Annotated in this window: 13 protein-coding genes; 9 read left to right on the top strand and 4 right to left on the bottom strand. The window is 52.8% G+C overall.

Going from position 1 to position 21,278, the window contains the following annotated elements:
* The first annotated feature begins 4 nt into the window (after positions 1–4).
* Entirely contained in the window at positions 5–1,804 is a 1,800-nt protein-coding gene (locus JRJ22_RS01260) for a helix-turn-helix domain-containing protein (protein WP_206102793.1), read from the top strand.
* Between the two features lie 306 nt (positions 1,805–2,110).
* Here JRJ22_RS01260 and JRJ22_RS01255 read toward each other — a convergent pair whose 3' ends face one another.
* Positions 2,111–4,468: a bifunctional diguanylate cyclase/phosphodiesterase gene (locus JRJ22_RS01255; protein WP_206102792.1), complete on the bottom strand. Its 2,358-nt coding sequence runs from the start codon at positions 4,466–4,468 to the stop codon at positions 2,111–2,113.
* Positions 4,469–4,720: 252 nt separating this feature from the next.
* A complete protein-coding gene (locus JRJ22_RS01250; RefSeq protein ID WP_206102791.1) occupies positions 4,721–8,461 on the bottom strand; it encodes an alpha-L-arabinofuranosidase C-terminal domain-containing protein in 3,741 nt (1,246 codons plus the stop codon).
* 205 nt (positions 8,462–8,666) lie between these two features.
* Here JRJ22_RS01250 and JRJ22_RS01245 point away from each other — a divergent pair, with 205 nt between their 5' ends.
* Positions 8,667–9,080: a hypothetical protein gene (locus tag JRJ22_RS01245; protein WP_206102790.1), complete on the top strand. Its 414-nt coding sequence runs from the start codon at positions 8,667–8,669 to the stop codon at positions 9,078–9,080.
* 82 nt (positions 9,081–9,162) lie between these two features.
* Here the strand turns inward: JRJ22_RS01245 and JRJ22_RS01240 are convergent, their stop codons facing one another.
* Positions 9,163–11,949 carry a glycoside hydrolase family 3 C-terminal domain-containing protein gene (locus tag JRJ22_RS01240; RefSeq protein ID WP_206102789.1) on the bottom strand — a complete coding sequence of 929 codons (2,787 nt, stop codon included), beginning with the start codon at positions 11,947–11,949 and terminating at the stop codon, positions 9,163–9,165.
* Between the two features lie 228 nt (positions 11,950–12,177).
* Complete coding sequence (locus tag JRJ22_RS01235; RefSeq protein WP_206102788.1) at positions 12,178–12,366, bottom strand: hypothetical protein; 189 nt, start codon at positions 12,364–12,366, stop codon at positions 12,178–12,180.
* A gap of 284 nt (positions 12,367–12,650) precedes the next feature.
* On the opposite strand from JRJ22_RS01235, the gene JRJ22_RS01230 reads away from it, so the two are divergent.
* The 7 genes from JRJ22_RS01230 to JRJ22_RS01205 all read left to right on the top strand — a co-directional run bounded on the left by JRJ22_RS01230 (position 12,651) and on the right by JRJ22_RS01205 (position 21,195).
* Positions 12,651–13,988 carry an ABC transporter substrate-binding protein gene (locus JRJ22_RS01230; RefSeq protein WP_206102787.1) on the top strand — a complete coding sequence of 446 codons (1,338 nt, stop codon included), beginning with the start codon at positions 12,651–12,653 and terminating at the stop codon, positions 13,986–13,988.
* A 208-nt stretch (positions 13,989–14,196) separates the two neighbouring features.
* The gene (locus tag JRJ22_RS29060) at positions 14,197–15,054 is read left to right on the top strand and encodes a hypothetical protein (protein WP_232381001.1); all 858 of its coding nucleotides are present in this window, start codon (positions 14,197–14,199) and stop codon (positions 15,052–15,054) included.
* Positions 14,999–15,952, top strand: coding sequence for a sensor histidine kinase (locus JRJ22_RS29055; protein ID WP_232381000.1), 954 nt, complete (start codon positions 14,999–15,001; stop codon positions 15,950–15,952). The genes JRJ22_RS29060 and JRJ22_RS29055 overlap by 56 nt, the downstream gene beginning before the upstream one ends.
* Positions 15,953–15,980: 28 nt before the next feature.
* Positions 15,981–16,787, top strand: a complete 807-nt coding sequence (locus tag JRJ22_RS01220; RefSeq protein ID WP_206102786.1) for a response regulator — start codon at positions 15,981–15,983, stop codon at positions 16,785–16,787.
* Between the two features lie 398 nt (positions 16,788–17,185).
* Positions 17,186–18,067: a carbohydrate ABC transporter permease gene (locus JRJ22_RS01215; RefSeq protein WP_206102785.1), complete on the top strand. Its 882-nt coding sequence runs from the start codon at positions 17,186–17,188 to the stop codon at positions 18,065–18,067.
* A gap of 55 nt (positions 18,068–18,122) precedes the next feature.
* Positions 18,123–18,908: a carbohydrate ABC transporter permease gene (locus tag JRJ22_RS01210; protein ID WP_206104930.1), complete on the top strand. Its 786-nt coding sequence runs from the start codon at positions 18,123–18,125 to the stop codon at positions 18,906–18,908.
* A 31-nt stretch (positions 18,909–18,939) separates the two neighbouring features.
* The gene (locus JRJ22_RS01205; protein ID WP_206102784.1) at positions 18,940–21,195 is read left to right on the top strand and encodes an FAD-dependent oxidoreductase; all 2,256 of its coding nucleotides are present in this window, start codon (positions 18,940–18,942) and stop codon (positions 21,193–21,195) included.
* Positions 21,196–21,278: the final 83 nt, after the last annotated feature.

The following is a 21,278-nucleotide window of genomic DNA, read 5'->3' as shown; positions in this document are numbered from 1 at the left end:
CAATATGATCAGCAGTGAAAAAGTAGGCAAGCGGATCGCCATGCTCCGCCGGGAAAAGAAATTGTCGCAGGAGCAGTTAGCGGAGCAGCTGCATGTCAGTGCCCAGGCGGTGTCCAAGTGGGAAACCGGCAAATCGCTGCCTGAAACGGCTACCCTGCCGCTGCTCTCCGGCATTCTGGGCCATTCGATCGACAGCATTCTGTTGCCGCAGGAGCTCACGGTTCTGTCAGCGGTGTACACCGACGGATACGAACAGCAGGATGTCACTCATTTTGTTAACCAATTCATTACCGGCAGTAAACTGACTCTGGCCATCAGCGATCAGATCTTCCCGCAGTCCATTCATAGCGACCGCTGCAAGCTGCTTATCGTCAAATACGAGACGCCCGCCGGTATCTACTCCACCTACGTGCTGAAGGATCAGCACCTGGCGATCGACGTACATTCGAAAGGCTATACTCTTGGCAAAAGCGAGCTGGAGATTGTTCATGCCGCTTACGGCAATGAACATGCCAGCCGGGATGTGCTGGGGAAGATGAAGCACTACGCTTATTTTCAGTGGCCGCATTTTACGATAGATCAGGAGCTTTTCCCTAGCGGAATGGGGCATGAGGGCAACGAGTATCTGCTGCTCGTCTACCTGAATGCAGACGGAATTCATGCGCTCAGCTGTATGGAGGGGGAACAGGTCCACTACAGCCCTGACCGGATGAGGCTTTTTGCGGGCGGGTCTTCCCGTCAGCATTACATCGCAGAGAACGCAGGACGCCTTGGTTTTGGAAAGGGAATGGATTGCTCGTGGGCAGGGGCGCTTTATACCTCACTGTCCGCTATGGGTGTAGATACCCGCTATGAGGAGGTTATGGGAGTTTCAGGAGCCTGCTGGCGGGTGGCTTTTGCCCCGGTATGGGACTACAGCTCAGCAGACGCCCTCGTCGCCTATGACTATGCCGCACCAGCCTTCAGCGCTTATGGGCTTAAGGCCAGCTGGGCGAACCGGCTTACACCTGAGGAACGCAGACGGGAGAAGCTGCAAATCATGGAGAGCCTCCATAAGCATCACCTGCCGGTTGCCCTAAATCTAAGAGTCGCCCCCGAGTGGGGAGTCATAACGGGATATCTCGATAACGGCAGCACCCTGCTGTGCCGCAGCTATTTTGATGACGAGACCTTTAGTGAGCTGCAGGAGGATCCGGAATTCCGGGAAGCTATGGAGGTCAGCAAAGGGTATTTGTACGTAGACCATTGGCCTTATAAGCTGCTCTATATCGAAAGGCATGGCCCGATCCGGTCGGCGCTGGACAGTCTGTATGCCTCCCTCCAGGTGAAGCTGGACTCTATGCAGGCTGGAGAGAATCATGGCTATCGGCTGGGATACAGCGCTTTGGCAGCCTGGACGGAGGGCCTTCTTGATCACGCCTGGTACCAGGCAGCTGATACGGATACGTTTACACGCCGCTACAGCGTGAATCACTTCTGCCTGATGGCTCTGAACGATGCGCGGAGAAGCGCTGCCGCCTACTTGCAAGCCTCGCTGCCGCTTTTACAGAACCCGGCCGCTTACGCGATCTTAGGCGAAATGACCACCGTATATGAACAGATATACACCCTGCTCGATCATTTCTTCAGCCATATGAAGGAACCGGCCGCCCTGCAGCAGGCCCAGGCTTCCCCGAAGCAGCTGTGGGACCAGAGCCAGCGGGAGCAGCAGGCGGAGCTTCTGCAGACCGTGGCCGCGCTCGAACGCCGGGGGGATGAGCTGGCCGGGCGGCTGCTGGAGTATAAAGAGAATAGTAGAGGTTGAACTTGAAACTTGTACCTTTCATATCAGATGACGGACGATTAATGATTGCATTTCCTGCAATAGAAAGGCTCCGTATTTCAAGGTAAATGACCTTCTGCTTATTTCGTGCAGCAGATTCCGGGACAAAAGGGATGTTCCAGGCAGCCATCTTACGGCTTATGGGACATCCCTTTCCTTTGTGCGGTATTTAGTTCATATCTAAACCCCTTAAAGCTTAACCCGCTGCTTCCTCCTGCCCAGCGCCAGGCTTCTTCACCGGACGCAGATTGGATCTCAATTACAATCCCTCTACCGCCCTGTTATATATCACTCCCTCGTGGGGGCAGCTGATGCATAGCTCATAATATAATCTACCAGGGACGGGGCCGGCAGCGGTCTGCTGATGAAGTAGCCTTGAAGCTCATCGCTGCCAAGATTGCACAGCAGGTCAAACTGTTCCTTCAGTTCCACGCCTTCGGAAACAACACGCAGTCCGAGGTTGTGGCTGAGTTCGATGATTGCGCGGACCAGTGTATCGTCGGAAGCCCCTGGCTGAATACCCGATACGAAGGAGCGGTCAATCTTGATAATATCTACCGGGAAGGTCCGCAGGTAGCTCAGCGACGAGAAGCCGGTGCCAAAATCATCGAGCGAAATGCTAAAGCCCATGCTGCGAAGATTTGCGAGAGAGGTGATGATGGATTCGTCCGACATCAGCATCGTCTCGGTAATTTCCAGCTCCAGGCTATCTGCTGTAAGCCCGTTGTCTGCCAGCGCCTCCTTCAATTGCTCCGGCAGACCGGGCTGCATAAGCTGCAGGCCCGAGATATTGACGGCTGCCTTCAGCCGAATGCCTTGGTCCCGGAAGCTGCGCAGGTCTGCACAGACCTTGCGGAGCACCCAGTTGCCGATACCGAGGATCGATCCGCCGGCTTCCGCCAGCGGAATGAACTCGGCGGGTGACACCGGGCCGAACGTTGGGTTTTTCCAGCGTAGCAACGCCTCAACCTTGACGATATCAAGCTTCGATGCCGAGAGTATCGGCTGATAATGCATTTCCAGCTCGCCGTTGTCGACGGCGGAGCGAAGCTGTCTCCCGATCACTTTTTTGCGGCTAAAGGCCTCTTCCAGCCTTTCCGAATAGCGGAATATATTGTTCCGTCCGTTCTCCTTGACCTGGAACATCGCCAAATCGGCTGCCTTGACGAGTAGTTCGGCGTCCTCACCATTCTGCGGATAGATGCTGACTCCGATGCTCGCCGTACTATGAAATAACTGGCCGTTCAGCGTATGCGGTTCAGCCAGCACCTGCTGGATTTTGGCGATCCGGGCCTGAATATCCTCTGTGCCGGAAAAACGGGAGAGAAGAATCGTGAACTCATCCCCGCCAAGCCGTGACACCAGATCATCCGGTCCGACAGCGCCGGCTAGCCGGTCGGCGATCTGCTTGAGGACCGCATCCCCAAAGTCATGCCCCCAGGTATCATTGACTGCTTTGAAGTGATCAAGGTCGATGAACAGCAGAACAATCTGCCGGCCCTGGAGTTCGGCCTTCTGAATAATCCGGTTTAGCGTCTCAAAAAAGAATGCGCGGTTCGGCAGCTGGGTTAACGGGTCGACCATAGCCTGCCGGTGCAGCTCCTCCTGTGCGCTTTCGAGCGAGGAAATCATGCGGTTGAACTCCACTTCTACCTCACTGAGTTCATCCCGTCTCCTGATATCGAGACGGATCGACAGATCACGGCTTTTGCCGATACTCCGGATGCCACGCACCAGCGCTGCCATCCGGGACAGAATGGTACGTTTCACGAACAGCAGGCTGAGCACGCATATACCCAGGGTAGAGATTACGAAGAACAGCGTGAAATTAGCCATCGCTTTTTCCCCGACTTCATAAATATGGCGCGGCTGCTCTATGGAAATCACGATTCCCGGATTGCCGAACAGATCGTAGATAACGGCATGGCCCTCCAGCCGGTTATCGGGTAAATAACTCACCCATATGTTCTGCCCCTGGCTCTCCTTCAGCAGGTCACCCGAGGCCTTCTCTACGGTTATACCGGACGGACTAAGGGCTCCGAGCCGGCTGATCTCTGTATCGTCCAGCTTCCGGCCGGCCACCGCCATCCCGGCGACGGGACCTGTCATATCATTATGGAGAACGGGCTGTAAGGTAATCAGCATGGGCCCGTCATGCAAGATGACCAATCCGGCAAAACGGTCCTCTGGCCTCGTAAGATGATCCAGCTGTTCCCGGATATCTCCAAAAAGACTGACGATTTCCGGCGTTACCGGTGCTATCGTCTTCCCGCTGTAATCATATAAGCCGCTATAGACGGGACTGCCGCTCCCGTTGATCAGTGCCATAAGATCAAACCGGTTGCTCTGAAAAGTCCCCTCATCATAATTGCTGAGAATATAGGGATTCTGCAGGTCCCCGGAGGTTCGGGAGGAGACATAATCATAGGTTTCATCCCATGCCGAATAATTGAGCATCGTCTCGTTCATACCCCGTAGCTCCGATTCGTAGGTCTGGATGATATCGGACATGCGCCCTTCCAGCGCTTCCTGGTCTAACTCCGTGAACCGGTCCAGAAAAATCTCCTGCGAAATCACATATGTAGAGGCGAGGGCGAGCAAAGAAATAGTTATAATAAACAGTACAATCTTGGTCCGCAGCTTCATGATAAATCTCCTAGGAAGTCGATTTCAAAAATAGTAAATCTGACGAGCAGCGTAATATCTCTCTTTACTAATATCGACGATTCCGCCCGGAATGTATAGACATTTAACGGAATAAACACACATGCCAGGCCAACCTCCTGAACTCCATGTGCATTGTCATAGAAACGGGCGGAAAATTTTGGGCCAACCTAAGAGAAATGGCGGCCCCGAAGAGGCCGCCTGATATACTAAAGCTTATGGATCATTTATGCCTTACGCCTTCAACTCCAGCACCAGCACATTGACTGAGTTCGCCGGCAGGTTAAGAATGACTGTATCCTTCGCGAGTGATATTCCGCGCTCCTGCGGGACAATTCTTTCATTGTTCTTCTGATTGACGTTAGGTACATGAACCAGCGGAGCTTCGCCGGTTAACGTAATCAGCTTCGCATCCGCTTCTATGTTCAGCTCCTGAAGCTTCAGCTCCGTCGCCTTCGCGACAGCATCCGGGTTAACCAGCTTCACGTACACATGCTCTGCATCCTTGGTGACCGAGTGGAACACTTCACTGTTGTAAGCCTCAAGCTTGTAATCGAGAACCTTGCTCGATGACTTGCCGTCTGTATATGAACAGATCAGATTGTTCCCGTTCACACCACCATAATTCACAGTAATCGTGTAATCTGTATTGTCTGCGAGCGATTCATAACTGGCCGCTCTCAGGTTGCCCGCCGCCGTACTGGAGGAGTAATCCCCGAGTGTATAAGCCTCTACACCATCCTTGAATACCTTGACGCCGGTAGCATTGCCGCCGTAGCCGATGGCGTATTCGAGGACATTTTTATGTTCTGCTGAAATATCCGTTAACCCCACACCTACGTAGAAACCGTCTTCGCCCGCTGCCTTCGAGGCAACAACCTCCACTGTATAGTCACTCCAGCTGTCGTTCAGGAGGTACAGACCGTTCCGGCCGCCGCTTTGCGCCTTCAGCACAAGACCTTCGCCGGCTTGCAGCGAGCTGCCTGCAGAACCCGGGATGACCTGCCAAGCCGGATTCAGTTCCCGGGTGAAGTCTTGCTCAAGCAGTATACTGCCGTCCTTGTTAGAGGTTACAGTCACACGTTTCACCAGCACCTCAGCAATGCCTGCGGCAATTTCAATCCCGCCGTGCGGGATCAGCGCTGTAGGCTTGCCGTTTTTATACGTGGAGAAAGAGGTTGCCAGTACTTTATTGCCCAGATATTTGGCGTAGAGCTGCTGCACATAATAGTTCGGCGTGAACCAGACGGTCTCATCATCAAACCAGATGCAGTCCGGTGTCCAGCGGTACGTTCCGTCCGTCAGCACTTTGTTGAACAGCGGCGCATAAGCGGCCAGCAGCACGACGTCAGCGTTATTCTCAAAGCCCGTCATGACCGCAGCCTCGGCGACTGCGCCGGCCAGCGTATTTTTATCCGTGGAAGCATATTCTCCGACAAATACCTTGGAGGTTTCCTTCCAGTCTAGACTGCCATCTGCCTGATAAGCTCTATAGTAGTAGTTATACCGGTCCGCGTTCTTGAGCAGGTACTCATTGGAACGGTAATAGTGCTCGTCTGCAATGGTATCCATGTAGTTCGGCTGATCCTTGTACCAGGTCACCGTTTCTTGGATAACCTTCTGCCCGTCGGCAAAAGCGACCTCCGCCGAACCGTTCAGATTACCGCTGAGGAATTTCCAGCCCTGCTGATAGGCATCGTCATCCGCCTGTGCACCGACTGTAGAGATAATGTGCAGCGTATAGCCCGGATAATTCCGTTCCATGTAAGCATCAATAGAGGTCTTGAATACTTCGAAGTTAGCGAAAAATTCCGTCCCCCAGTTCTCATTGCCGACGCCCAGGTAATGCAGGTCAAACGGAGCTTCATGGCCCATTTTCCGGCGCATGGCCGCCCACTCATTGTGCTCAAAGTCCATACTGATGGCGAAATCAATCAGATCGGTAAAGTTTTTGATATAGTAATCGCGGAGCTCCCCGCCTGCAGGGTGGGCATAGTCGGAACGGGCCTGGCACAGCACGCCGCAGGCCATTACCGGAAGCGGAGTAGCATTCAGGTCTTCAGCCAGCTGGAAATATTCCATATAGCCCAGACCCATGGTCATCATGTAGCCCCAGACGTTAAAATTCTCCTTACGCAGCTCAATGTCGCCGATGGAATCCTTCCAGTCGTAGACGTTCTCCCAGATGAAGGAACCCTCGGAAATACAGCCGCCCGGGAAGCGCAGGAACTTCGGATACATATCGACAAGCGCGTTCACCAGATCTTTTCTCAGCCTGTAGTTCGGGTTGCCCTGATAGTTGGAATGGGCGGACTGCGAACGGGGTTCTTCCCCTGCACCCCATACATCACGCGGCATGAGCGAGACCATATCGATGGAGATCTCACCGCCGAAGGTCAGCGCCAGCTGGCCCAGAACTGTAGAAGAGCCCGTTAATACGATCCCCGGCGCTACCCCGTATTTCTTCCAAGTGTTCCCGCCTTCTACTTCTACGGTAACTGAATCACTGATTGCAGCGCCGTCTGTATCTTGAAGCTGGAGTGTAATGATGCCCGCTGACTCCGCCTTTGCCCAGATCGTGAAATCATACTTCTCACCCGTCTTGACCGACATCGCGCAGTGCTGGTTGGAATCGGCAAATCCGCGGTTGCGGATCGTCGCGCCATCAGCCACCGTCACATAATAGGAATTGACGTCCTTGTCAGTAATCCCGAAGAATTCATTTAGTCCGCCGTGATGCTGCGGAGCCATCTTGTCTGTATCGCCGGACCACGCAAAGAGCGGCTCCCGGTTCCGTCCGGTGGAGCAGCCGCATTCGCCGGAGGCATGGGAGTAGGTATCGAAGGCAAAGGATTCGAATGAACGGTTCTGCACCAGCTCTGCATAGATTCCGCCATCCGCCGCATTATTAATATCCTCATAGAACAGGCCGTACATCACTTCGCTGACATCCAGCACTTCCTGATTGCCATGGATGGTCAGCGTGTAAGGCGGCAGATGCTGTGGAAGCACGGAGACGGCAAAGCTTTTCTCAATCGAAACTGCACCTCTGCTTAAACCAGCAGTAATGGTTACGGCCTGAGCCGCGTCTATCTGCTGAATCTGCCCCTGATTAGACAACACAGCAGGCTGGCTCGATGCCCAGGTTACGTTTACTTTTCCGCCCATCAGCGCTGACGGCAAAGTCAGGTCTTCCGTAACAATTGAGGTCGGGAACGACAAATACTTGTCTCTGGCCAGCTTCACGATCTCTTCATCCGTAAGGGATTCGCACATCACTTCAATAACCTCGTCCATCGACAGCCCGGCCTTATAAATCCGCAGATCGGAGAGCGATCCGGCAAAATCAGCATCGGCCTCATACTGTGAACGGCCAATAAAGTTCCGGCAATAATTACCTGCATCCGTAAACGACTCGAACCATCTGCGCAGCTGGGCGTAGTTGCCGCTGGAAGTCTGGCTGATCGAGCCGTCGGCTACCGCTTCCCCGTTCACATACACCACAGGACCTGCGCTGCTTAAGGTGCCGCCTTGAGTTCCGAGCACAGACAGGGCAATATGCATCCACTCGCCTCCGGCGAAGCCCCTGCCCGGATCAACAACCAGATCGCCTCCGGCTGACAGCGTCCCGCGCAGGTTGCGGGTCAGGAACAGATAAGGTCCTGCTTCCCCCTTGCCAAAGTCAAAAATACGCTCCCAGACATTCGCGCCTTTGCCGAAGAGGACCCACGCCGCTACAGTCACGCCCGTGTTGTCGCTTACATCCTTAAGCAGATCAGCAGGCAGCTGGACGTAGGAAGTACCGCTGGCCCCTCCCGCAAACGTTACAGCCATCCGGCCGTTTACCTCAGAGACTGCTGGTGCCGTTTGGCCGGAAGCCACTCCGTCCCGCCCTTGACCGGAGCTGTCTTTACCGGTATGTGCTGCATCCTCAAACTTGTAATGGGCAATGATCTGATCGCGGAAATTCGTCATTATGGTCTCTCCCTGTCATTTATTTAACATAAATATAAATCAATTCATAAATATAAATAATATACTGCTATACTACCCTATCCTGCGCTTATTTCTCAACTGTTAATTGTGAACAGACCGAATCCATTTTTTAGTCCGGATAGCACAAGCCGTCTGCAATTCCCTGTGTACTATAGAAGTAAATAGGAAGGCGAGGTGATCCTTGATGGGAAATTCAGCAAAAGTCCGTAAGCAGGCTAAACAGCTGAAAGGCCGCAAGGTCTGCATTACGCTGCAAAACGGCCAGACGTACGTAGGATGGATAACCGGATGTGAAAAGGAGGCTGTGATCCTCTCCGCCGTGCCGCGTACCCGTTCCAAATCGGGAAGAACACCCTCCCGCGCAGAGCGGGCGGAAGTGTCCGCGTTTATGCCGCTTCTGGGCCCGCTGTTTGGCGGCTTGGGCGGGGCTGGCGGAGCCGGGGGCGCCGGGGGAGCGGGCCTGGGCGGCATCATGGGCGGCGGGCTGCGCTTCTTCGGGATGATTCAGCGGGCAATGCCTGTTGTGAAGATGGGCTACGGCATGATCAAGCAGATCCGGCCGTTTATGGAAGGGCTTAAAGGACTCATGGGTAAATAACATCAAAAGGACTGTTCCGTCCGCCATGACACCGGCGGTTTGGAACAGTCCTTTTATTGGAGACTGTTATTATTATGCTAACCTACACTTGCTTGAATTCAATCCATTCAATCTGCATACCCGGCTTAATATGCTCGAACTTCATTTCATACAGGCCTGCTTCCAGCTCAGCCTTAACGAGCTTCAGCTGAATCCAATTGCCATCCGTCCCGTTTGTTTGAACGGTTGTCAGCACCTGGCCGTTAAGGGTCACGTTGCAGGCGCTCTGCGCCAGCTCCGTGTCCGGAGACATCACGCGGGCGAAGAGCCGGTACACACCGGCCTCTTCAACCTTCATGAGTGTCACTCCCTCAGGCGCCAGCTTAATCTGTCCTTGCCCGGACACTGATTGTGCCTGCTCGTCTGATAGTGCGGGATTAGCGGTGAAAGCTTCTACAGTCTCTTCAATCACCTGATCTCTGGAGAACACCGGTGCCTGCATAATAAACTCGCAGATATTGATGGCATTGCGCTGCAGCTCACCACGGGTAAGCGTACCGTCCGCCAGGGATTCGATTGTATTATCGCCATAGGCATTGGTCTCTGCACCATAGTTACTGACCACCATGTACAGGTCATTCTGGGCGCGGACCATCCAGTTCGTAAACTTGCGGTCTGGAGCCCCTCCATGAACAACATCGTTCATAACCGCCCACCAGTCGGTCATCACAATGCCTTTGAAGCCCCATTCCCCGCGCAGGATCGTGGTGTTGAGGTCATAGTTGGATGCCGCCCAGTGACCGTTCACCGGGTTGTACGAGGTCATGATCGAGTTCGCGCCGCCCTCTTTGACGGCGATTTCGAAGCCCTTCAGATAAATCTCGCGCAGCGCGCGTTCAGACACCACCGCATCAACCTTGCTGCGGTATTTTTCCTGGTTGTTGCAGGCAAAATGCTTCAGTGTAGCGTTGGAGCCTCCTGTATGGATCCCGCGGGTGCAGGCAGCAGCGAATACGCCGGAGATTAGCGGATCTTCTGAGAAATACTCAAAGTTCCGCCCGTTCAGCGGGCTGCGGCGGATGTTAAGACCCGGTCCCAGCAGGGTGTCGATGTTGTTTCTCAGCAGTTCCTGGCCTTCCATGACGTACAGCTCTTCGACCAGCTCCGCATTCCAGGTTGCTGCAAGCAGCGTACCGATCGCTACCTGGGTAGCCTTCTGCCCGCTGTCCATACGGATACCGGAGGGGCCATCCGACGTACAGGCCACCGGAATTCCGTAGCTGAACAGCTGATCGCTCACGCCGCCGAAGGCCGAGGCCGTACCCGGTGTAACGAGCGGACTGCTCATGCCTTCGCCTCTCACCAGCGCAGCCAGATCCTCATCACTTAGCTGGGCGATGAATGCCTCCATGCTGGCTTTGCCTTCCTGCACATCGCGCAGCTTATAGCCTTGATCGCCGGTCTGCGGCAAGGTCTGCGGCATATTAGTCTCAATGCGTTTCGCCATATCGACCTTCCGCTTCGGCGCTTCCACATAAGCCAGTTCATACGTGCCGTCTGCCTTGCGGGCTCCCGGCATCATTCTTGTAAAGCTCTGGGTCGGCGCCATTGCCTCCTGCAGCTGCTCCACCACTTCAAGCATCTCCAGAACATAGCCTTCTTGTCCTTCAACGGCAACGGCCTGTACCTTCTTCACGCTGGTTCCCGCATATAGACGGTAGGTTCCGGCTTCCAGCACATACGCGGACGGATGTCCCGTCACACCGGCGTCATCATAAGAAGCCATGGAATGGAGGTCGAAGCTGAGGGTAAGCCGCTCAGATTGGCCCGGCTGAAGCAGTCCGGTCTTGCCGAAGGCCGCCAGCGCTTTGACCGGTTGGCCCAGCTTGCCCTGCGGCGCTTCATAATAGACCTGTACAACTTCTTTTCCGGCATACTCACTGCCGGTATTGGTTACGGTTACGTCAACCGACGCATAAGTCTTACCGTCTTTGGCCGACAGCTTCGCTTCTTCCGGCTCCACGCTGAAGGTTGTGTACGACAGCCCGTAACCAAATTCATATTGAACCTTCTCCGGGCAGAACGTTTCAAAATAACGGTAGCCCACATAGATGTCTTCCTGATACAGGTTGGTGAACTCATTGCCGTAATTAACCGTCGACGGATAATCCCCGATGGAATAAGCAATTGTATCGGTCAGCTTGCCGCTTGGCGTAACGTCTCCGGCCAGCACGTCGGCAATCGCATTTCCGCCTTCCATACCGCCCTGCCAGGAATAAATAACACAAGGAATCGGGTTGGCATAGCTTTCATCGTTCAGCCAGCTCATATCGATAATGTTTGACACGTTCAGCACGACTATGGTTTGCTCGAAATGCGCCGTAACCTGCTTCAGCATCGCTTTTTCTTCATCGTTCAGCTGGTAACTGCCCGGCTCGTCGGCATTATCCTGGTCTTCTCCGGCTGTGCGTCCGATGACGATGATGGCCTTATCCGACCGGCTTCTGGCCTGCTGCACCAGCTCATCAGACAGCGGCATTTCCTTCTGGTGCCAAGGCTCTGCTGCCCAGCCGCCTCCGCCATTGTCAAACGGATTCTGCCCGATCCACTGCTCATAGACCGCCGCCAGCTCCTCATTGACCTTAATATTCTTTTTACTGCGGAGCCCGTCCAGCAGATTGGTCGTATAGGCGACATGCACACTTCCGCCGGATCCGGTACCGCTTCGGTAATAGTTCACTTGGGTTCTGCCAAAAACTGAAGCGGTTTCGTTCTTGCGAAGCGGCAGTACATTTCCTTCATTTTTCAACAGGACTGCGCCTTCTGCAGCGACTACTCTGCTAAACTCAGCAAAGCCTTCTAATGGAATTCCAATCTTATCTGTGCTCAATTTGCTTCCTCCCGTTTCTCATGTCGCTATCCATTGCAGGTTCTATAGAAAGGCGGTACAGCCCTCCCGAAAATTCTAATTTTCCCCGAACCTATGCATACCTCCTACTATAAAGAATCCCCTTACAAGAATCAAAGGTTTGCTAGGATTACTGCAAAGTTTCTTCATAAAACCGGCTAAGGCCCGCTCGGAGAGCGGGCCTGTAAATGGCATCCAGACTATACGCGCTTATTTGCGGCGGCTCTTCATCATCCGGTTGTACATAATCAGCGCAGCAATAATCATCCCGATCATCGCCACACTGCCTGCTGATTCCGGCGTCATCCCAAACATAAGGCATATCGTATTTACCAGGGTCCTCGTCACCAGTGCGACCAAAATCAGCATAATCGGCCGCATGATATTATATCCTCTCATTAATGCAACACTCCCAGTCTATTTTTGCACAGCTTAGGATGCTCATTCTATCTCTATTAACTGTTATTATAGCATAAGCAGGTATGCGGTTACATTTTTGCTGCACGGCTCTGCATGACGAAGATGAAATAGAACGTTTTAATGTATTCCCGCGGAGTCCGGCCTGCAAATTGAAAAGTTATGTTCCATATTCTCCGTTATTTTGTTCCTTCTGACGATTTTCCTGATCTGCTATTCTTGATTTGCAACGACAATATAAGGTTCGCACAGGGAGGTTGTCGCTTATGAAAAAGAAACGTTGGCTCACCGGATTCACATCGCTGGTTGTGCTCATGGGGCTGCTTGCGGGATGTTCCGGCAACGGCAGCAATTCATCCGCCTCAAATAATGAAAGCGCTGGCAGCAGCACCGGTTCCGGCAAATCAAAAGATACGGTTACACTCAAAATGTGGGGCGGCGTGCCGCCGGAGTCTGGTCCGCAGGAGGTTATTGATAATTGGAACAAGGAGCATCCTGAGATTCAGGTGGAATATGTCCGCTTCGTGAATGATGATGACGGGAACCTCAAGCTCGATACTGCAATGATTACGGGGCAGGATGTAGATTTATTCGTGAACTATACCATCTCCCACGCTGCTAAACGGGTAGAGTCCAATCTGGCGCTCGATCTGAGCCAATTCAGTGATTACAATATCGATGATAAAATGGGTGCGGATGCAGACAGCTGGAAAATTGACGGCAAGTACTACGGTGTCCCTACAACGAAAAGCTCGTACTTCATTGCACTCAACAAAGATGCGTTAGACGCCGCGAATCTGCCGGTCCCGAAGGATTGGACCTGGGATGAGCTGCGCGAATATGCGAAGAAGCTCCGAACCGGTTCGGGCTACGGATTCATTCAGAATATGGAGCCTTATGTCGATCCTATTGATTCCGTGCTGTCCCAGGAAGGCTACACCAAGGCGGACGGCAGCTCCAATCTGGATCATCCCCTCGTGAAAAAATGGCTGGAAACGCTGAATGCGATGATGGTGGACGATAAGACCACACCGCCGCTCGGCGAGCAACTAACTTCTAAAATGCCGGTTGAGCAGGTCTTTCTAAGCGGTGAGGTGCCTATGCTCAACATCGGGGCATGGCTGCTGAGAAGCTCCAACAACTTCACGGACTTCCCCCGTGATTTCAAAATCGCCTTCGCCCCTGTCCCCCGGCTTGCCGACAATGCCGACCATTATGTGACCCGCGGGGGTCTGGGTGACTATATCTCCATCAATGCCAAATCCAAACATCAGGAAGCCGCCTGGGAATTCCTGAAGTGGTATGCCGACGGAGGCATGGCGCCTATGGCCGCGGGCGGAAGACTGCCGGCATCCAAGGATGCCAACCAGGACGAAGCATTGAAAAGCCTCTTAGGTGAAAAAAGCGATACCTATGATCTTGATTCCCTGATGTACGTCATGTTCGACAATGCTACACCGACTTATGTACGCAGCCTGCCGCAGGAGGTTATGGATCTGCGCTCCCAGGAATATGAGAAATATTTCCTCGGCTCGCAGTCACTTGATCAGACCATTAATGCCATGGTAAGCCGGCATAATGACTTTTTGAAACAGAACAAATAAGAAGAGCGGGCTATGCCCGCTTTTTTTATTTGTCAACACGCACCGATAGAACATATCTCTGCTTTTTCTCCGTTTGGGAACCGTTTCTGCAACAAAACCATGCAATTTTAAATAACGGCTGTACGGATTTGTTAATATGGTATAATTTGAAGCAAAGCATACCCTTGAACCGTTTATCACACTACAGTGCATGGGGGGTCGTGTCCGGGTGTCCAGACTAATCCGTTTTCTGGTTCCTCAGAAGTTGAAATACCGTCTGTTTACTGCTTTTGTATGCTTGATTCTGCTGCCCTTTGGTGCCCTGAATCTGTATAATTTCCAGCGCATCGAAACCCTGGTCCAGAAAAAAATCAGCCAGCAGAGCCATTACCAGCTGGAGCAGATGTACCGCACACTCGAGGATCAGATCAGTATCGCTTTTAAAACCCTCATCTTTCTGCAGCAGGACGACACGGTAAAGTCGGTGCTGATTCATCCCGAACAGCGCAATGTGCTGGAGAACAAACGGCTGATGGAGAACATCTTCAAAAATTTGAACAACAGCTTCTTTCTCTATAATCCTTCGGTGTATTTTATGATTCTGGACCTAAATGAAAGCGTATACACCTCCTATCCGCCAAAGGACGCTCTCATTTATAAGGACCTGCGCAACAATCCCGGCTTTAACAGAAGCCTGATGAATACAAGCTCTTACCACTGGGTTTCGAGTGACGCTAATTATGTGTTACGGGATGTATCTACAAGCGCCTATCTGCTGTCCCTTTACGCTTATTTGGAGGACACGCAGAATCAGACCTACGGAATGGCCCGGATCAGCATCGACTATTCCTATTGGCTGCGTTCCATTCACAAGCAGTCTGATCTGCAGCAGCAGTACTTCGTGATCACCCGCTCCGGGGAAAATATCTCCCAGTCTGTCCCGGACAGCCTGCTCTCGGAGGAAGTCAAGGCCCAGATCACCGAACATCCCGGGCAGCAGTATTTTATCGACAAGGCTTCAAATTCCCTGATTGTCCCTGGACTGGTATATTGTCAACCGCATTCCCCTGTCTGTGCTGTTTGTTGAGATCGAAGGGCTGAAACAGCGGTACTTCCTTACCTTCTTCGCCCTGACGGGAATCTTTCTGATGATCACCCTGGTCATCTCTACGACTATTACCCGTCCCTTGTCCCATTTACAGAATAAAATGAAAGCGGCCGTGCAAAAAAACCTGAAAATCCGCCTGCCGGAGCATAAATTCAGCGGTGAAATTCTCGATTTGACCCGGAGCTTCAATACGATGCTTGATGATACCAACCTGCTGATTCAGAAGCTGAAGACGGAGGAACGCCAAAAGGAAGCTGTGCATTTTCAAATGCTGCTCGCCCAGACGAACCCCCATTTTCTGCTGAATACGCTGAATACGATCAAATGGATGGCGATCCGCGAGAATAATGAGGACATTACGAACATGACCCTCTCCCTCGGCAGGCTGCTGGAAGCCAGCTTGAATACTGACAAGGATCTGATTCATCTGAAGGATGAGCTCGAGCTGGTGCAGGCCTACGTTCATATTCAGCAGTTTCGCTACCGCCATAAATTCGACGTGACCTATGATTATGAGGAAGACATCCTGTATGCGCTTGTGCCCAAGCTGAGTCTCCAGCCTCTCGTGGAAAATGCCATTGTTCACGGGGTTACCGCACTGCCGGGTAACGGGCTCATCCAAATTTCATTACGGCGCGATGGGCCTAAACTGATTGTTGAGATTAAGGACAACGGAATCGGCATGGAGCAGGCCGGCAAGAACCGGGCACCGCGCAAGCGCCCCGGCATCGGATTAAGCAATATTAAAGAACGGCTCCGCCTGCTGTTCCGCGGGGAAGGGGCGCTTGATGTTCTCTCCTCCAGTGAAGGCGTAATGGTCCGGTTCACGATTCCGTTTCTGTTGTCGACACCATATGAAAGTGGGCATCCGGCTTAATATTATGTACACCCGGGAGGTTATCTGCATGTGGAAAGTACTGCTGGTCGAGGATGAGGTATTTGTGCGGGAATCGGTACGGGAGATCATCGCCTGGGAAGAGCTGGGCTTTACCGTCAGCGGAGAAGCAGGAAATGGTGCAGAAGCGCTGGGCATGATCCGGCAGGATACGCCTGACCTGGTCATCAGCGATATCATCATGCCGGAAATGGATGGTGTGGAGCTGCTCCGAAGAACCCGGGAAGAAGGCTACACCTCCCGTTTTGTGATGCTTACCTGTATGAGCGATTTCGAATATGTCAGACAGGCGATGGAGTACGGTGCCTCCAACTATATTTTGAAGCTGTCCATGAGTGTAAACTCGCTGCGCGAGACGCTGCAGAAGATCAGCAAGGAACTGCCGAAGGCAAGTCCGGCCGGCGGCAGGGATACCCGGAGCATGTCCGCTGAGCTGCCGCCCCCGCTTCCTGAAGAGGTCACCTCTCATCCGGAAATCCAGAAGATTCTGCAGTACCTGCATGCCAACTATGATCAGGATATTACCGTAAAGTCGATGTCCCAGTATGTCATGATGGCCGAGAATTATGTCAGTACGCTATTCAAAAAGAAAACCGGGCAGACCCTGATCCATTACCTGCACCAAATCCGCGTAAATCAGGCGATAGAGTATCTTCTTCATTCCGACATGCCCGTATACGAGATCGGAAACCGGGTCGGATTCGTCAACGATAATTACTTCATCAAAATATTCAAGCGCCTCACCTCGCAGACGCCAAGCCAGTTCAGACTGGCGAACAAAGGCAAGCAGCAGCCAATCAGTATGTATATAGAATGAACTTAAGGTTTTTAGATTAAAGGATCAGTCGCACCTACAGAGAATATTTGGACTTCCGGCCGCTGTTGTCTGCAGATTTCTTGATTTTAGCCGCTATTAGCGGTAGAAATCCGCAGACAAAGGCGGTCGCTACGCTCCTACAGTTCCAAAATTCCCCTCCGGCACTCCTTTCCTTATCTCAAGTTTTCAAATCTCCTTCCATAGGGATGTTCCAGGGGCCGTTGCGGTCCTAACGGGGCATCCCTTTTTGCATAGAACAAAACTACGAAGAAACGGCTTGTCTGCTTGGGAAAATGTATATTTCTGTAGCATGAAGTCGTTGGTTTTGTTCCTTATCCCTCCTCCGCCCGCTTGATATGCTTGAGGTGCAAACAAAAGACCAAAAGGAGTGGGGCTATGTGAAGGCATCTTGGATGAAACGGCAGCAGTATCTGGGCTATCTTTTTATCGGGCCAAATATGATTGGCGTGATTTTATTTTTTATAATACCAGCCGTCTATTCGTTCTACCTCATGTTCACGGATTACAAATTCATGAGTCCAAATACCAAATTTACCGGCATGGCCAACATTCAAAGAATGCTGGGCGATGACATCTTTTATACGGCAATCCAGAATACGCTGCTGTTTCTGCTCTCTGTGCCTGTCTCCATCGGGCTGGCGTTCATTGTGGCCGTGATTTTAAACCGCTCCGTGTATTTGAAAAAGCTGCTCCGCGCCTTATACTTCATGCCTTACATTACAAGCGGGGTCGCCGTAGCCTTCGTCTGGATGCTGCTGTTTCAGCCGAATAACGGGCCGATTAACGGCATATTGCGCTCCATCGGCATAACGAATCCTCCGGGCTGGTTATCCACGATGGATTCCTCAATGTATGCCATCGACATCATCTGGATCTGGTTTATGCTCGGCTATAACATGATCATCTATCTGGCTGCCCTGCAGGAAGTATCCACCGAACTATTGGAAGCCGCCAAGATTGACGGAGCCCGAACCTGGCAGACCGTCCGCAGTATCCTATGGCCGCTGGTCAGTCCAACGACGTTTCTGCTGCTGATTACCGGGCTGATTATGACGATTAAACAGTTCGGGATCATTCAGGCGATCACCCAGGGCGGACCGGGGAACAGCACGACCGTGTTATCCCTGTTCATTTACCAGAATGCCTTCCGCTATTACGAAATGGGCTATGCTTCCGCCATATCCTGGGCCCTGTTCCTGATTATAATGATTTTCACCGTCATTCAATGGCTGGGCCAGAAACGCTGGGTTCACTACTAAGGAGCTGAGAGCATTGAACAAAACCGTAATCAATAGAAGTATCGCCACGCTGATTATGCTGTTCTTCAGCATCGTGATGATCGTACCTTTTCTGTGGATGATCAGTACTTCCTTTAAAACCCCGGCGGAAGTATTCCAGTATCCGATCCGGTGGATTCCCGCTCATTTCAATTGGAGCCATCATGTGAAGGTCTGGACGGGGGACAACAGCTTTGTGCTGTATTACCTGAATTCACTGAAGGTTGCGGTGCTCAGCACCGTAGGCGCTATCTGCCTGTCCGCGTTAGCCGCCTATGGATTTTCCAGAATAGAGTTCAAAGGGCGGAACCCAATGTTCCTAGTGTATTTATCTATGATGATGGTTCCCCCTCAGGTGCTGTTTGTGCCCAAATTTATCATGTTCGAGTGGGCCGGGATTTACAACACTCACTGGGCGCTTATTCTGCCCGGGATGTTCACCATCTTCGGGGTATTTATGATGCGGCAGTTTTTCCTCTCCGTACCCCAGGAAATTTCTGAAGCGGCTTTCATCGACGGCGCCGGCCATTTCCGGATCTTCTCGCGGATTATCCTGCCGATGGCGAAGCCTTCGCTGGCTACCCTGGCGATCATCGACTTCTCGTGGCACTGGAATGACTATGAGAATGCGCTCGTCTTTCTGATCGACCATGATCTGTTCACCGTTCCGCTTGGCCTGCAGAATTTCATTCTTGAGAATAACGTGGACTACAACGGAATGATGGCGGCAGCGACCGCCGGTATTATCCCGATGATCCTCGTCTTCCTGATCGGCCAGAAATATATTATTGAAGGTGTGGCAAGCTCGGCAGTCAAAGGCTAATCAACCTGCATGAAGGGAGTACGAAACCGTTATGAAAATGGAGCATGTGCGCAGTGACGTTACCGTAGTGGGCGGAGGACTGGCAGGGGTATGTGCCGCCGTTGCCGCCGCCCGCCTCGGCAAGAAGGTGGCACTCATTCAGAACCGTCCCGTTCTGGGCGGCAATTCCAGCAGTGAGGTGCGGGTATGGGTATGCGGGGCAACCGCCCACGGCACGAACCGCTATGCCCGGGAGACTGGAATCATGGGCGAGCTGTTCGTGGAGAACCAGTACCGCAATCCGGACGGCAATCCTTATCTGTGGGATCTGGTGATTCTGGAAACTGTCCTCGCCGAACCCAATATTACACTCTACCTCAATACGGATGTGCATGAAGTAGAGGCCGGAGGCGAAGAAGACGCGCGGCAGATCCAAGCGGTTACCGGCTGGATGATGGGCTCGGAGCGGAGAATCCGCTTTGAGAGTCCCGTCTTCCTCGATTGTACAGGCGATGGCCTGATCGGATTTCTGGCCGGGGCCAAGTTCCGAATCGGCCGGGAGGCGCGGCATGAATATAATGAAGAATGGGCACCGGAGACAGCTGACGACATTACACTCGGCAGTACGCTGCTCTTCTATACCAAGGATGCCGGCTACCCTGTGAGATTCGTTCCTCCATCCTTTGCCAAGGATATTTCTCAGACGAACATCCCGATGAAGCGGATTATCCGCAGCGGCGATTCGGGCTGCCATTACTGGTGGATCGAATGGGGCGGGGAGCTGGATATCGTACACGACAATGAACGGATCCGTGATGAGCTCTGGGCTGTCATCTACGGAATCTGGGATTACATCAAGAATTCCGGCCAATTCGATGCAGAGAACATGACCCTTGAATGGGTCGGCTCCCAGCCTGGCAAGCGGGAATACCGCCGCTTCACCGGAGAATATACGCTGACCCAGAATGATATTATCAGCCAGAAGCTGTTTGAGGACCGGGTAGCCTTCGGCGGCTGGTCGATTGATCTGCATCCGCCGCAAGGAATGTATGCGGCAGCCAGCGGCTCGAAGCATATGCATGCCGACGGCAACTACCATATCCCTCTGCGCAGCCTGTATTCGGTCAATGTGTCCAATCTGCTGTTTGCAGGGCGCAACATTAGCGCGACCCATGTCGCGTTTGGGACTACGAGAGTCATGGCTACCTGCGCCATCATGGGCGAGGCAGCCGGAACAGCCGCAGCACTTTGTGTGGAGAAGGGCCTAACGCCCGCAGAGCTGTCGCGGGAGCATACTCCTACCCTGCAGCAAATGCTGCTGAAGCAGGATGCTTCGGTGCTCGGCCTGGTCAACTGTGATGATGACGACCTGGCCCGCCAGGCCAAGGTGTCCGCCTCCTCCTTCCTGTCCGGGATTTCCATCGGAACAGGCGAGGAAAGGTATCCCCTGGAGCATGATATTGCCATGCTGCTTCCCGCTGATCCGGGGATAAGCGGTACCATAGAATGGCTGCTGGATGCGGCACAGGATACGATGCTGAAGGTTGAACTCTGGAGCACCGGCCGCCCGGAAAATTACGTGCCCGCTATGCTGGAATATGAGACTGAAGTATCTGTAGGTACAGGGGACAAACAGTGGGTATCAGTCAGCCTAGACTGGATACCGGCGGAAGCCCAAAACGCCTTTGTCATTGTGCGCCGGAATCCTGCCATCCAGCTGTATCTTACCGGTCAGCCGCTGAGCGGACTGCTAGCCTTGGAGCGGGGGGCAGCTCCCGGGGTCTCCAAGGATTTGGAAGACCACGACAGCAGCCAGCCTGTGGTGGAATGGAGCACCAAACGCCTGGTCCGCAAGGTCTTTTGCCTGCGTACCTCCTTCCCTACAAGCGCCTACCGGCCGGAGCATGTAATAGACGGATACCGGCGGCCGTATGGCGGACCGCATCTCTGGCTCTCGGAATCTCTTGAACAGGATACTGAGCCCTGGCTTGCCCTGGAATGGACGGAGAAGCGGCAGATCCGGGAGATCCAGCTTATATTTAATGATGATGTGAATGAGGATCTGATCAATCTGCATCATCACCGGACGCCTTTCGAAGTGATTCCCGAACTGGTCCGCAGCTATCGTCTCGAAGGGCTGGATGATACGGGAACCTGGGTGACCGTGCTTAGTGAGCAGAACAACCGGAAGCGGAAACGGGTTCATCTGCTGGAATCCCCGCTTGAGACCCGGGCTGTCAGGGTAGTCGTTACAGCAACTAATGGTTCCCCTTATGCAGAGATTATTGAAGTCCGCGCCTATGCTTAATATCCCGTGATAGAGGATGCAAGTGCCTGTCAAAGCCTCTGAATGACTTTGACAGGAACATTTGTTCGATATATACTACTCCT

It is taken from the genome of Paenibacillus tianjinensis (assembly GCF_017086365.1).
Classification (GTDB): domain Bacteria; phylum Bacillota; class Bacilli; order Paenibacillales; family Paenibacillaceae; genus Paenibacillus_AQ; species Paenibacillus_AQ tianjinensis.
Note: the sequence above shows the minus strand (reverse complement) of the source record. Positions and strands in the feature narration are given on the sequence as shown.